At 70.1% G+C, this 14,066-nt stretch carries 9 protein-coding genes; 3 read left to right on the forward strand and 6 right to left on the reverse strand.

Annotated elements, in window-relative coordinates:
- Nucleotides 1-45: 45 nt before the first annotated feature.
- The 5 genes from AC5WRL_RS24155 to AC5WRL_RS24175 form a co-directional block, all read right to left on the reverse strand.
- A complete protein-coding gene (locus AC5WRL_RS24155) occupies nt 46-759 on the reverse strand; it encodes a GH12 family glycosyl hydrolase domain-containing protein (RefSeq protein ID WP_496090761.1) in 714 nt (237 codons plus the stop codon).
- Nucleotides 729-2,771 carry a beta-galactosidase gene (locus AC5WRL_RS24160; protein ID WP_496090762.1) on the reverse strand — a complete coding sequence of 681 codons (2,043 nt, stop codon included), beginning with the start codon at nt 2,769-2,771 and terminating at the stop codon, nt 729-731. Before AC5WRL_RS24160 ends, AC5WRL_RS24155 begins: the two co-directional genes overlap by 31 nt.
- A gap of 56 nt (nt 2,772-2,827) precedes the next feature.
- Nucleotides 2,828-3,766, reverse strand: coding sequence for a carbohydrate ABC transporter permease (locus AC5WRL_RS24165; protein WP_496090763.1), 939 nt, complete (start codon nt 3,764-3,766; stop codon nt 2,828-2,830).
- Nucleotides 3,763-4,836, reverse strand: a complete 1,074-nt coding sequence (locus tag AC5WRL_RS24170; RefSeq protein WP_496090764.1) for an ABC transporter permease — start codon at nt 4,834-4,836, stop codon at nt 3,763-3,765. The genes AC5WRL_RS24165 and AC5WRL_RS24170 overlap by 4 nt, the downstream gene beginning before the upstream one ends.
- Before the next feature lie 146 nt (nt 4,837-4,982).
- On the reverse strand, nt 4,983-6,653 hold the full coding sequence (locus tag AC5WRL_RS24175; RefSeq protein WP_496090765.1) for an extracellular solute-binding protein: 1,671 nt from the start codon (nt 6,651-6,653) through the stop codon (nt 4,983-4,985).
- Between the two features lie 318 nt (nt 6,654-6,971).
- On the opposite strand from AC5WRL_RS24175, the gene AC5WRL_RS24180 reads away from it, so the two are divergent.
- A complete protein-coding gene (locus AC5WRL_RS24180) occupies nt 6,972-9,863 on the forward strand; it encodes a glycoside hydrolase family 3 C-terminal domain-containing protein (protein WP_496090766.1) in 2,892 nt (963 codons plus the stop codon).
- Between the two features lie 26 nt (nt 9,864-9,889).
- A complete protein-coding gene (locus tag AC5WRL_RS24185; protein ID WP_496090767.1) occupies nt 9,890-10,945 on the forward strand; it encodes a TRM11 family SAM-dependent methyltransferase in 1,056 nt (351 codons plus the stop codon).
- A gap of 18 nt (nt 10,946-10,963) precedes the next feature.
- Here the strand turns inward: AC5WRL_RS24185 and AC5WRL_RS24190 are convergent, their stop codons facing one another.
- Nucleotides 10,964-12,418 (reverse strand): aldehyde dehydrogenase family protein, encoded by a 1,455-nt coding sequence (locus AC5WRL_RS24190; protein ID WP_496090768.1) that lies wholly within the window; start codon nt 12,416-12,418, stop codon nt 10,964-10,966.
- Nucleotides 12,419-12,636: 218 nt separating this feature from the next.
- On the opposite strand from AC5WRL_RS24190, the gene AC5WRL_RS24195 reads away from it, so the two are divergent.
- Nucleotides 12,637-13,998: a M14 family metallopeptidase gene (locus AC5WRL_RS24195; protein ID WP_496090769.1), complete on the forward strand. Its 1,362-nt coding sequence runs from the start codon at nt 12,637-12,639 to the stop codon at nt 13,996-13,998.
- Nucleotides 13,999-14,066: the final 68 nt, after the last annotated feature.

The following is a 14,066-nucleotide window of genomic DNA, read 5'->3' on the forward strand; positions in this document are numbered from 1 at the left end:
GGCCCACGCGGGGCCGCCGCCCGGCCGTCATGCGTACCGCGCCGGTCAGCTGTAGTTGACGCCGAACTGGTTGGTGCGGAAGGTCAGGCCGCCCGACGACGAGGTGATCTCGTAGCCGAACTGCACATCACCGATGATCTCGCTCTGGCTGATCCAGCCCTGGTTCGCGATCCAGCGCAGGATCGGCAGGATGTCCACCGTGCCGGAGCTGGTGTTGCCGGTGCGCAGGAACGAGTACACGTTGTTGTGCCCGTTGCTGCCCCGGTACACGTCCCAGGTGTGGCCGCCCACACTCACCCGGGACTGGTAGGCGCCCAGCGGACCCACCGGGCCGTACCAGTTGGTCCACAGCATGATCTCGTGGTTGTAGTTCTGGTCCCAGATGTCGTAGGCGGTGTTGTACGCGCCCGCCTGCGGGACCGTCACATTGAAGGTGCTGTTCAGTGAGTTCAGCTGGTTGAGCGGGCGGTTCACGATCCGCTTGGCGTTCGGGTAGGACTTGATGCCGCCGGTGTTGGGGTGGTTGGCGGTCACGGTCCAGCTGGAGGCGGAGTCGGCGGCGACGCACTGGCTGCCGGCTCCCGAGCCCCAGATGTTGTTGTAGACGATGTAGCCGTTCGGCGTCGTCCAGTTGCCCCACTGGTCGCAGGACTCCCAGACGGCGGCGGCCTGCGCCGTGGCGGCGCCGTGGCCGAAGAAGGTCAGAAACGCGACCAGCGGTGCCAGGACTAAGGTGCGGGCTCTCCTTGCGTGGTGCATGTGCGGCTCCCTTGTCTTGTTGTGGGGGAAAGCACGGCCACTCCGTACCGCTCCAGCCGGATCTCGGCGCGGTGGGAGTGACCGGTGAGCAGATCGGTGTGCGGATCGTCCAGGGGCACGGTGATCTGTTCACGTGTGTGGTTGAGGAGGAACAGCAGCTCGCCGCGGCGTACCGCTTCCACTCCTTCTGGTGCGCCGCGCAGCGCGGGTGCGGCGCCGGCCGCGGCGGCGGCGCGGGCCAGCAGCGTGCGCAGTGCGGCGGGTTCGGGCAGCGTGGACACGTACCGCGCGGTGCCCGCGCCGTAGGCGTGCCGGGTCAGTGCGGGGCGGCCGGCCAGCTCGCCGGCGGCGTACCACGCCTCGGGCGCCGCACCCGCCACGGTCAGGTCCTCGCTCCACAGGCTGCCGGTGCTGCCGTCGTCCAGCGCGACGGTCTCCCCCGCCGCCAGCGGCCACCACTCCTCGATGGTGGCCAGCCCCAGGACGTCGCGCAGCCGGGCGTCGGTGCCGCCCTCCCGGATCCGGTCGTCGGGATCGGCGACGCCGGTGAAGAACCCGCACACCAGGTGTCCGCCGCCGCGTACGTACGCCGCCAGGCCGTCCAGCGCGGCGTCCGAGAGCAGATACAGCTGCGGGATGACGATCAGCTTGTAGCCACTGAGATCGGCCTCGGGGTGGGCGAGGTCGGCGGTGAGGTTCTGGGCCCACAGGGCGTGGTGCCAGGCGGCGAGGATCGCCGGGTAGTCCAGCTCTGCGGAGGGGCGGCCGGACTGGCCGGACGCCCACCACGCGGGCCAGTCGTGCAGGATCGCGATCTCGGCGGTCACCCCCGTACCGGTGACGCCGGCCAGCCGCTCCAGCTCCGTCCCCAGGTCGCGGATCCGGCGGAACGCGCGCGAGGTCTCCCCGGCGTGCGGCAGCATCGCGGAGTGGAACTTCTCGCTGCCCTGCCGCGAGGCGCGCCACTGGAAGAAACACAGGGAGTCCGCGCCGCGCGCCACCGCCTGGAGCGACCACAGCCGCGTCAGGCCCTCGCCCTTCGGCTTGTTGACGCTGCGGAAGTTGACGGCGGAGTTGGCCTGTTCCATCAGCATCCACGGACCGCGGGCCTGGGAGCGGGTGAGATCCGATACGAGCGCGCCGTGCGCCGGGCCCGCCGGGTTCTCCCGGTCGGCGGCGGGGTCCGGGTAGATGTCGACCGAGACGACGTCTTCCTCCTCGGCCCAGCGCCAGCCGTCCAGGCCGCCGAACAGTGGCATGAAGTTGGTGGTGACCGGGATTCCGGGCGGGCTGTGAGCGGCGACGATGTCGCGTTCGGCGGTGAAGCACTCCAGCAGCGCGTCGCTGGTGAAGCGGCGGAAGTCGAGCTGCTGGGTGGGGTTGATGAGGTACTGGGCGCGGCGCGGCGGAATCAGCTCCTCCCAGGAGTCGTAGCGCTGGCTCCAGAAGGCGGTGCCCCACGCCGTGTTCAGGGCGTCCAGCGACTGGTAGCGGTCGCGCAGCCAGCGGCGGAAGTGCCGCGCCGTCTCGTCGCACCAGCAGTGGGTGCCGTACTCGTTGTTGATGTGCCACACGCGCAGCGCCGGGTGGTGGCCGTAGCGGCGGGCGAGGTCGGTGGTGATGCGCTGCGCGTACTCGCGGTACAGGGGTGCGGAGGCGCAGAACTGGTTGCGGGAGCCGTACCAGACGGTGGCTCCGTTCTCGTCGCGCGGCAGTGTCTCGGGGTGCCGGGCGCCCAGCCACGGGGGCGGGGACGCGGTCGGGGTGGCCAGCGCGACGCCGATGCCGGCGTCGTGGAGGAGGTCGAGTACCTCGTCCAGCCATCCGAAGTTCCGCGCCCCCGGGCGGGGTTCCAGTGTCGCCCAGGAGAAGACGCCGACGGTGGCGAGGTTGACGCCGGCCGCCTTCATCAGCCGGATGTCCTCACGCCAGACGTCGGGGGTCCACTGCTCGGGGTTGTAGTCGCCCCCGAACAGCAGCCGGCCCCGGGTGGCGTCGTTCAGTCCTGCCATCGAATCGATTCTCCTCACGACACAAAAAAATGCCCAGCCATCACCTCGTCTCGGGCTCAGCCCTTGACGGCGCCGATGAGCATGCCCTTCTTGAAGTGCTTCTGAACGAACGGGGACAGCACCGCCACCGGGATCAGCGCCAGCACCATCACGGCGGTCTGCACCGCGATGCTCGGGATCTGGCCGGTACCGATGGCCTGTGACATCCCCACGGGACGTTCTCCCTTGACAACGATCTGCTGCAAGACGTTCTGCAGCGGCAACTTCTCCTGGTCGGTGATGTAGATGAAGGCGGCGAAGTAGTTGCCCCAGTAGCCGACCGCGTAGAACAGCGCGATCACGGCCAGGACGGCGCGCGACAGCGGCAGCACGATCTGCCACAGGATGCGGAACTCACCGGCTCCGTCGATGCGGGCGCTGTCGATCAGCTCGGTGCCGATGTTCATGAAGAACGCGCGCAGCACCAGGATGTTGAAGACATTGACCGCCATCGGCAGGATGATCGCCGCATAGCTGTTCATCAGGCCCAGGGTCTGGATGAGCAGGTAGGAGGGGATGAGCCCGGCGCCGCCGAAGAACATGGTCAGCAGCAGGGTCATCAGCAGGGGCCGGTGCCACAGCGAGTTCATCCGGGACAGGCCGTAGGCGGCGAGCACCGAGATCGTCATGGAGAACAGCGTGCCGATGAGGGTGATGCAGATCGAGATCCACATGGCGTTGGCGACCTGGCCGCCGCTGAGGAGTTCGCGGTAGGCATCGAAGGTGATGCCGTCCGGAATGATTACCAGCCCACCGGTGCGGGAAATCGTTTCTGCGTCGGACAGGCTGGTGGCGAGCACGATCCACAGGGGGAACAGGATGGCGAGCAGGGCGATGGCAAGGATGACGCCCTTGGCCGCCAGACCGAGCTGAGTCGGTGGCTCCTCCCATGCCGGCCTGCTGCGCTTCCCCTTGGTCTCTTCGTCGTCCTCGACGAGAACACTGGCGTCACTCATTGCTTCTTGTACACCCCCTGCTCGCCCATCGCGTGGGCGACCCGGTTGGCTGCCAGGACCAGCGCCAGGGAGAAGAGTCCCTTGACGATGCCGACGGCGGCAGCGTAGCTGAACTGATGGTTGGCGATGCCCCGGTCCCACACATAGGTGTCCAGGACCTCGGAGGCGCTGACCCCGACCGCCGTGCGCTGGATCAGGAACTGCTCCATGCCCACGGTGAGCATGTTGCCGACCTGGAGGACCAGCAGCAGTGCGATCACCGGTCGCAGCGCGGGGAGGGTGATGTGCCAGATGCGGCGCCAGCGGTTCGCGCCGTCGACCGCGGCCGACTCGTACAGCTCCTGATTGACCATGGACAGCGCCGCCAGGAAGACGATGATGCCCCAGCCGGCGTCCTTCCAGATCACCTGGAAGGTGATCAGCCATTTGAAGAAGCCGGGGTCGGTCATCAGGTCGAAGCCGTTGCCCCAGTCGTTGTCGCGCATGAGCTGGGCGATCAGGCCCGCGCCGCCGAAGATCTGCTGGAAGACGGTGATCACCAGCACCCAGGAGAAGAAGTGCGGCAGGTACAGCACCGCCTGGGCCCAGGCCCGCACCTTGTTGTGCAGGATGCTGTTGATCAGGATCGCCAGCGCGATGGGAACGGGGAAGTAGAAGAGCAGTTGGAGTGCGGAGAAGACCAGCGTGTTCTCGACCGCTTCCCAGAAGTAGCGGTCGTTCATCATCGTCTGGAAGTGCTCGTACCCCACCCACGCGCTGTTCGCCATGGAGGAGAAGAAGCCGTCGCCGGCGTACGGGCTGAAGAACTGGAACGCGATCACGTTCCCGGCGATCGGGATGTACGCGAAGACCGCCAGCAGGCCGATGACCGGCAGCGTCATCAGAATCAGCGGATAGTCGCGGCGCAGCCGGTGCCGCCACGCCTCGGTGCCGCCGCGGGCCTGCGGCGGGCCGTCGCGGCGGCCGGCGCCGGCGCGCAGTGCGCCGGGCTTTCGGTGCTTCGGTGGCGGCGGCGATGCTCCGCCGCCCTCCCGCGGTTTGGGGGAACGCGGGACCGTGCTCTGTGACACGGCATTCTCCTTGTTTCACGCGACCGGCCCGGCCGGGCATGATGCGCCCGGCCGGGTGGCCGCCTGCTTATGTGGTTGGGAGTGGTGGTAGTTGGGTCGGGGGTGGTGTTACCGCGGCGGGGGCGCTGCCCCCGCCGCCCGCGGCGTCAGGCGCCGCCCTCGGTGTCCAGCAGCTCCTGGTACCAGTCGCGGAGTTCGTCGCCGCCGTTGCGCCGCCACTCGGCAGCCGCGTCCTGCATGTCGCTGATCGACTTGTTTCCGCGGACAACGTCGTCCTCCAGCGCCTCGAAGCGGTCGGCCAGGTTGGCGTGGCGGTCCGGCTCCTGCACCTGCCGGCCGAAGAACATCGGCTCCTTGGCGTAGGGCAGCATCCGCTTCTGCCAGCCGGTGAGGCCCTCGACCATCTGCGGGGTGTCCGGGTAGGCGACGACGTTGCCGCTGGAGGCGATGAAGACGTACGTCGCCGGCTCGGCCTCCTCGGTGCCCTGTTCGGTGCGCACCTGCTGCCCGTCCTGGACGGTGTAGTGCACGTCCTCGACGCCGAAGTCCCGCAGCCGCTGCTCTGCCGTGCCGTACGGCGCGGCGCAGAAGTTGGCGATCTCCAGCGCCTCCCGGATGCGGTCCTCGGGGAGGTTCTTGTTGACGAACGTCCAGATGCCGGAACCGTTGGCCTTGTAGAGCACCGGGTCGTTCCCACCGGCGCCGAAGTAGTCGAAGGCGTTCATCCGGAAGTCGGGGTTGGCGGCCAGCTGCTCGCTGAGCGTGCCGTGCCAGTTGCCGTCGCCCTGGTTGTACATCAGGGACTCACCGGCGGTGAAGCGGTTGTTGGAGTCGCCCTGGACGGCGACGGCGTCGGGGTGGACCACTCCGGCGTCGAAGAGCTTACGGGTCCACTCCAGCGCTTCGAGGAACTCGTCGGTCTCGTAGCGGTTGACGAGCTTGCCGTCGACCACGTGCCAGTACCGGGGCTTCTCGGGCAGCACGCCGAAGATGACGAAGGAGGACCACTTCATGTCCTCGCAGGCCCACACCCGGTTCTTGGCGTCCGTGATGTCCTTGGCGAAGTCCAGGAACTCCTCGGGGCTGGTGGGCGGGGTCCAGCCGTTCTCCTCGAAGATGTCCTCGCGGTAGTAGGGCACCACGCCGCCGATGGGGGCGACGGGCATCGGCAGGCCGCGCAGCGCGCCGCCGAAGACGGATGCCTTCCAGGCGTCGGTGGGGATGGCCGCGAGGTTGGGGTAGTCGAAGACCTTGTCGCCGCCGAGGTAGGGCCCCAGGTCGGCGAAGCGGCTGGAAATGGCCTGCGGTATCTGGCCACCCAGCTCCCACTGCGGCACACACACCAGGTCGGGTATGTCATTGCTGGCCAGAACGGCGCCGAGCTTTTCGCCGTAGCTCTGTCCGTCCTGTGTCTGCCAGTTCATTTTGACGCCGATGGCCTCGTCCATCGCCGTCCAGTAGGCATTTCCGCTCTTGGGCGGAGTGCCCCAGAGTGGGGTCATGGCGGTGTACGTACCGCCGTTACCGCGCGGAGTGGGAACCGAAACTCCGAGGTCCTGAGTCGGAATATAGGTCGTGTAACCGGGGCTCGAACCATTTTCACTCGGAATGTCCGGCTCAACCGCCGTATCCGACTGCCGATATGTCGGAAGTATGCTCTTCAGCTCCTCCTCGGAGGACCGGCCCTCGCCTCCGCCACCGCCTCCGTCGGAGCCGCACGCCGCCAGCAGCGGCACGCCTCCCACCGTCGCCGCCGCGGCCACCGCCGTGGAAGCGAGGAATTTTCTCCGACTTGGAGCGGAGCTTGAGTTAGGCATTCGTCAACCCTTCGTGGCTCTGTGCCATCACACGACCGTGGTGCGAGGTGGTCGAAGCGCTTCGATGTGGCGCCGACATTAAGACCCGTCAGCTCAAGGGCACAACCCCTGCTTCCAAGAAAGTTCGACTGTATTTCGATGGGCTGAGGAGCCGGTATCTTCTTGAAGTTCAAGAGTCGTTGCCAAGCCGTGTCTTGACAGGAGACCTGTCGGAAACCCAGCATCGAAGCGCTTCGAACGAGGTCGAGCCGCCCGCTACCGCGTTACCGTATCGGCCGCGGCGCCACACCGAAACCGCCGTCCCAAAGGGAACCACCTGTGACAGCCCATCAGCCGGCCTTCCGCAACCCCCAGCTGAGCGTCGCCGAACGGGTCACCGATCTGCTGGGCCGGCTGACCCCGGCCGAGCGGATCGCGATGCTCCATCAGTACGCGCCCGCCGTCGAACGCCTGGGGGTTCCGGCCTTCCGCACCGGCCAGGAGGCACTGCACGGCGTCGCCTGGATGGGCCCGGCGACGGTCTTCCCGCAGGCGGTCGGGCTCGGCGCCACGTGGAACCCGGAGCTGGTGCGGCGCGTCGGCGAGGCGGTGGGCCGCGAAGTGCGCGCCATGCGGGCGGAGGACCCGCGAGTCGGCCTCAATGTCTGGTCCCCCACCGTCAACCTGCTGCGCCACCCGCTGTGGGGACGCGGTGAGGAGGGGTACGCGGAGGACCCGCGGCTGACCTCGGCGATCGCCGTGGCGTACACCCGCGGCCTGCGCGGCGAGCACCCGCTGTACTGGCGCACCGCGCCGGTGCTCAAGCACTGGCTGGCGCACAATCACGAGCGGGACCGGGACACCGCCTCCACGTCGCTGCGCGCCCGGGTGCTGCACGAGTACGAACTGCCCGCTTTCCGCGGCCCGGTGCGGGCCGGCTCGGTGGCCGGCGTGATGCCCGCCTACAACCTGGTCAACGGGCGGCCCAACCACCTCTCCCCACTGCTGGCGGAGCATTTGCGCACCTGGAGCGAGCAGCCGCTGGTGGTCTGCTCGGACGCCGGGGCGCCCAGCAACATCGCCGACTCCGAGGCGTACTACCCCAGCCACGAGGAGGGCCTGGGCGCCGCGCTGCGCGCCGGGGTGGACAGCTTCACGGATCACGGCGAGGACTCCGTGCCGTCGGTGGCCCGGCTGACCGCCGCCCTGGAACGCGGGCTGATCGGCCAGGACGACGTCGACGCCGCGGTGCGCAGGCTGCTGGACATGCGCTTCCGGCTGGGCGACTTCGACCCGGAGCTCGACCCGTTCGTGGCGGAGGCGGCGTTCGACACCCCCGAGCACCGGGCGCTGGCGCTGGAGGCCGCCGAGCAGGCGATCGTGCTGCTGAAGAACGACGGGCTGTTGCCGCTGCGCCCGGGGCTGCGGCTCGCGGTGGTCGGGCTGCTGGCCGACGAGGTCAAGCTGGACTGGTACAGCGGCACCCTGCTGCGCGCGGTCAGCCCGCTGGCCGCGCTGCGCGAGCACCCCGCGGTCGGCTCGGTGACCTTCGCCGAGGGCACCGACGGCATCCGGCTGCGTACGGCGGCGGGCTGGGTACGGGTACCGGCCACCGACCCGGCGGTGGCGGTCGGGGACCGGGCGGCGGCGGGGGCGCTGGACCCGGCGCTGATCGCGGGCCGCACCGACCTGGCGCCGCTGACGGTGGCGGCCGACGCCGCGGAAGCCTCCGTGCTGGATCTGGTCGACTGGGGCGAGGGAGTGCTGACGCTGCGCGCCGCGGACGGCCTGTATGTGTCGGTCGCCGAGGACGGGCTGCTGCGCGCGTCGGCGGCGCAGCCCGGCGGCTGGGTGATCCAGGAGGCGTTCGCGCTGGAGCCGCACGCCGACGGGCAGCGGCTGCGGCACCGGGGCACCGGGCGGCTGGTCGCCGTGACCGATGCCGGCCTGAGCGTCGCGGAGAACGCCGGGGACGGCGCGGTGTTCACCGTGGAGACCGTGTACCGGGGCGTGGAGACGGTGGCCCGGGCCGCCGCGGACGCCGATGTGGTGATCGTGGTGGCGGGCAACGATCCGCATCTGAACGGCCGGGAGACCGAGGACCGGCCTTCGCTGGCGCTGCCCGCGCAGCAGGAGGCGCTGTGGCGGGCCGCGCACGCCGCCAATGAGCGCACGGTGCTGGTGCTGTCCTCGTCCTACCCCTACGCGGTCGACGCCGCGGACGCCGCGCTGCCGGCCCTGCTGTGGACGGCGCACGGCGGGCAGGCGGCGGGCACCGCGCTGGCCCGGGTGCTGCTGGGCGAGGTCTCCCCCGCAGGGCGGCTGCCGCAGACCTGGTACGCGGCGGACGCCGAGTTGCCCGATCTGCTGGACTATGACCTGATCGGCTCGCGCGCCACCTACCTCTACTACGACGGCACGCCGCTCTACCCGTTCGGGCACGGCCTGTCGTACACGACCTTCGGCTACGCGGAGGCCGCCGTACGGCACGACGGGGACACCCTCACCGCCGAGGTCGCCGTCCGGAACATCGGCACGGTGGCCGGCGAGGAAGTGGTACAGTTGTACGCAGTGGCCACCGCGCCGAGCGTGCCGCGCCCGCACCGCGCGCTGATCGCCCACCGGCGGGTCGGGCTTGCGGCGGGCGAGGCGCGGCGGCTGACGTTCGAGGTGCCGCTGGCGGAGGCGCTGGGCTTCTGGGACGTCGCACACGGGCGGTGGACGGTCGAGCCGGGCGGCTACGAGCTGCACTTCGGCGCCTCCAGCCGGGACATCCGCGAGCGGGCCCGGCTGACCCTGGACGGCGCGCCGGTGGCGCCGCGCCCGGTGCGTACAGCGGGTCTGGCGGCGGCCGACTTCGACGACGCCCGGGGCATCGAGATCACGGATCTCTCCCGGGCGGCGGGTGACGCGGTGACCGCCGCGCCGGGCGGCGCCGGGGAGCTGGTCTTCCGGCACTGTGACTTCGGTACGAGTTCGGGCACGGGTACGAGTTCGGGTACGACTGCGGTGACGCTGCGGGTGGCCAGGGAGGCCCCGGGCGAGGGCACGCTCACGCTGCGGGTCCCGGAGGCCGGCGGCGTCGAGCTGACGCTGACGGTGCCCTCGACGGGCGACCGGTACGCGTACACCACGCTGCGCGCGGAGCTGCCGCGCCCGCTGACCGGGGTGGCCGACCTGGAGCTGACCGTGGGCGGCGGCGTACGGGTGGACCGGCTGGAATTCGCCTGACGCCGCGGCGGCTAGACTCCGGCGCGATGAACACGTACGGCTTTCTCCTGCTGCCCTCCCACAACCGTCTGTACGCGGCCGGCGCCACCGACCTCGCCCGCGCCGAACTGCTGGTGCTCAGTGAGGCGGTGCTGGGCGGCGTGGTGGACGAGGTGGCGGCGGCGGAGCTGGGCGGGGTGCCGTACGTGACGTTCCGCGCGCCGGAGCTGACCCCGGAGCAACTGCGCCACGTGGCGAACCTGTCCTCGTTGTACGCGCTGTTCCTGATCGAGGGGGAGCCCGCCGCGCCGTCGCTGCGGCCGATGCCGGTGGAGCGTCTGGACCGGTTCCCCAGCGATCTGATCACCATCCAAAAGTACCCGGGGAAGACCAATGAGGACTTCACCAAGCTGCTGCTGAATGTGACGGCGATGGCGTGCGACGCCCCGCAGCGGCTGCTGAGCGGGGGGCTGCGGGTCCTCGATCCGCTGTGCGGGCGCGGCACCACGCTCAACCAGGCACTCATGTACGGGCTGCACTCCGCCGGGGTGGAGCAGGACGCGCGCAGCGTCGAGGCGTACGAGAACTTCCTGCGGCACTGGCTGAAGGCCGGACGGCTCAAGCACCGCGCGGAGTCCGGACCGGTGCGCCGCGACAAGCGGACGCTGGGGCGGCGGCTGTCGGTGGAGATCGGCGAGACCAAGGAGCTGTACAAGAAGGGCCGGTCGATCGAGCTGACCGTGGTGCAGGCGGACACGGTGGCGAGCGATCAGTTCTTCCGGGCCGGCTCGTTCGATCTGATCGTGACGGACCTGCCGTACGGGGTGCGGTACGGCAGCCGCACCCGGGGCGAGGGCGGCGGGCTGACGCGTTCCCCGCTGCCGCTGCTGAGCGAGGCGGTGCCGGTGTGGACGCGGCTGCTGCGTACGGGTGGCGCCATCGGCATCTCGTGGAACACCTATGGCGCCACCCGCGCGGAGCTGGCGGGGCTGCTGGCGGAGTCCGGCTTCGAGGTACGGGACTCGGAGCCGCATCTGGGCTTCGAGCACCGGGTGGACCAGGCCATCACCCGGGATCTGATCGTGGCCCGGAAGACTGCCTGACCCAGCGCCGGCTCCCTGTTACAGCTCGATGCCGGTGAGTACCATCACCCGCTCGTACGTGTAGTCCTCCATGGCGTAGCGCACACCCTCGCGGCCGACGCCGGAGTCCTTGACGCCGCCGTAGGGCATCTGGTCCGCGCGGTAGGAGGGCACGTCGCCGACGATCACGCCGCCGACCCGCAGCGCGCGGTGGGCCCGGAAGGCGGCGCGCAGATCGTGGGTGAACAGGCCCGCCTGGAGTCCGTAGCGCGAGTCGTTGGCGGCGGCGTACGCGGCGTCCTCGCTGTCGACGGTGGTGATGGTCATGACGGGGCCGAAGATCTCCTCGTGGCTCACCAGGGCGTCGGCGGGGGCGTCGGCGAGCACGGTGGGCGCGTAGCTGGCGCCGTCCCGGGTACCGCCGGTCAGCACGGTGGCACCGGCGTCCCTGGCCTCGTTCACCCAGGTCTCCACGCGGCGTGCGGCGTCCTCGCTGACGAGCGGGCCGACCTCGGTGGCGTCGTCGGCGGGGTCGCCGGTGACCAGGTTCTGCACGGCGGCGATCAGCCGGGGCAGCAGCCGGTCGTGGAGTGCGGCGTCGACGATGACGCGCTGCACGGAGATGCAGGACTGGCCGCCCTGGTAGTTGGAGAAGGTGGCGATGCGCTGCGCGGCCCAGTCCAGGTCGGCGTCGGAGGAGTAGTCGCCGAGGACGATGGCCGCGCCGTTGCCGCCCAGTTCCAGGGTGACGCGCTTGCGCGGTACGGAGTCGCGGATGGACCAGCCCACCGGCGCGGAGCCGGTGAAGGAGATGATCGGCAGCCGTTCGTCGCGCACCAGGTCCGGCATGGCGTCGTTGGGTACCGGCAGCACGCTGAAGGCGCCGGCGGGCAGCTGGGTCTCGGCGAGGAGTTCGCCGAGCAGCAGGCCGGACAGCGGGGTGGCGGGGGCGGGCTTGAGGATGATCGGTGCGCCGGCGGCGATCGCGGGGGCGACCTTGTGGGCACACAGGTTCAGCGGGAAGTTGAAGGGCGCGATGCCGAGCACGGGACCGTACGGGATGCGGCGGGTGAGCGCGAGCCGGCCCTCGCCGCCCGCGTCGGCGTCCAGCCGCTGGGCAGTGCCGCCGTTGAAGCGCCGCGCCTCGTCGGCGGCCCAGCGGAAGACGGAGCGGCAGCGGGCGACCTCGGTCCTGGCCCATTTGATGGGCTTGCCGTTCTCGGCGCTGATGAGCCGCGCGATCTCCTCGGCGCGTTCGGCGAGCCGGGCGCCGACGTGGTCGAGGGCCGCGGCGCGTACGTGCGCGGGGGTGGCGGCGAATTCGTCGGCCACGGCGGCTGCGGCGGCCACGGCGGCCTCGGTCTGTTCGTGCGTGGGCACGCTCACCGTCGCCAGGTGCCGGCCGTCCCAGGGGGAGGTGACCTCCAGGGTGTCCGAACCGGTCGCCTGCTGCCCGGCCAGCCAGAACGCCTGGGTGGCAGTCGCTGTCGTCATCGCGGGTCCCGCCCTTCCGAAAGGGATGGAAATGGGTGTTCGGGCTCCACCGTAGGGCGTAGGACACGGTTGCCTACTTGTACGGCGCGTAGTGGTACCTGTTTCCATTCTTACGCCTTGGCGCGGTGATAATCGAAGGGCGCTATTGACGGGAGCATGCCATTTTCGCGACCATGGCGCGGCCCCCACCCGTCGCACTGGAGAACCCAGGAGCTGCGATGCGCACACCGCGTGCACCACAGGCACCGCACACCCCCCGCCGCACCCGGCGGACCCGTCGGTACGGCGCCGCCGGCGCCGCCGTACTGTCCCTCGCCCTCGCCCTCACCCTCGGCGCCCAGGCCACCGCCGTACCCGGCCCCTCCGACCCGCCGGGCGGCACGCCGGGCAGCGCCGCCCCGGAGCTGCGGCAGTACGAGGTGGCCGGACTGCGCACGGCGCAGGACCGTACCGCGCTGGTCGGCACCGGCACAGCCATCGACGAGGTGCTGCACAGTTCGGTGCTGATCACCGCCGACGCCGCCGAGGCGGCGCGGCTGCGGAAGCTGGGCTACGACCTGGCCCCGCTGCCCGCCGGCTCCGGGGGCGCCGACTTCCAGGCCGCCGCACCCTCCGACTACCACACGTACGAGTCGATGACGGCGGTCGTCAACGACACCGTGGCGCGCTATCCCGGCCTGGTCAGCAGCCGGGTCATCGGCCGCAGCCACGAGGGCCGCGACATCATCGCCGTCAAGGTCAGCGCCAATGTGGCCGTCGACGAGGACGAGCCGGAGATCCTGTTCACCCACAACCAGCACGCCCGCGAACACCTCACCGTCGAGATGGCGCTCTACACGCTGAACGAGCTGACCTCCCAGTACGGCCGCGACGCCCGGGTCACCCGGCTGCTGGACACTCGGGAGATCTGGCTGATCCCCACCGTCAATCCGGACGGCAAGCACTACGACACCGTGTCCGGGGCGTTCCGCTCCTGGCGCAAGAACCGCCAGCCCAACTCCGGCTCCAGTTCTATCGGCACCGACCTCAACCGCAACTGGAACTACATGTGGGGCTGCTGCGGCGGCTCCTCGGGCAGCGCGGGCAGCGAGACCTACCGGGGCGCCTCGCCCGAGTCCGGCCCCGAGACCCGGGTGGTCGCCGACTTCGTCCGCAGCCGGGTGGTCGGCGGCGAGCAGCAGATCACCGCGCACATCGACTTCCACACCTACGGCGAACTGATCCTGTGGCCGTACGGCTACACCTACGCCGACACCGCACCGGGGCTGACGGTGGACGACCGGGCCGCCTTCGTCGCGGTGGGGCGCCAGATGGCCGCCAGCAACGGCTACACCGCGCAGCAGGCCAGCGATCTCTACATCACCGACGGCTCCATCGATGACTGGATGTGGGCCGCTCAAGGGATCTTCTCGTACACGTTCGAAATGTATCCGCGCAGCGCCAGCGGTGGTGGCTTCTACCCGCCGGGCAGCGTGATCGACCGGGAGACCGCCCGTAACCGGGAGGCTGTGCTGATCCTGCTGGAGAACGCGGACTGCATGTACCGCTCGATCGGGAAGGAAGCACAGTACTGCTCGTGATCGATCGAAGGTCGATCAGAAGCCGAAATTAAACGATCGGGTTCTATGGAATTCTGACCGGATCTGAT

Source organism: Streptomyces sp. NTD107, from assembly GCF_059510435.1.

Excerpts from the sequence above, each read along its gene's own strand:
- AC5WRL_RS24195 (WP_496090769.1), top strand. The coding sequence starts at position 12,637 with ATGCGCACACCGCGTGCACCACAGGCACCGCACACCCCCCGCCGCACC.
- AC5WRL_RS24175 (WP_496090765.1), bottom strand. The coding sequence starts at position 6,653 with ATGCCTAACTCAAGCTCCGCTCCAAGTCGGAGAAAATTCCTCGCTTCC.
- AC5WRL_RS24190 (WP_496090768.1), bottom strand. The coding sequence starts at position 12,418 with ATGACGACAGCGACTGCCACCCAGGCGTTCTGGCTGGCCGGGCAGCAG.
- AC5WRL_RS24165 (WP_496090763.1), bottom strand. The coding sequence starts at position 3,766 with ATGAGTGACGCCAGTGTTCTCGTCGAGGACGACGAAGAGACCAAGGGG.
- AC5WRL_RS24185 (WP_496090767.1), top strand. The coding sequence starts at position 9,890 with ATGAACACGTACGGCTTTCTCCTGCTGCCCTCCCACAACCGTCTGTAC.
- AC5WRL_RS24160 (WP_496090762.1), bottom strand. The coding sequence starts at position 2,771 with ATGGCAGGACTGAACGACGCCACCCGGGGCCGGCTGCTGTTCGGGGGC.
- AC5WRL_RS24155 (WP_496090761.1), bottom strand. The coding sequence starts at position 759 with ATGCACCACGCAAGGAGAGCCCGCACCTTAGTCCTGGCACCGCTGGTC.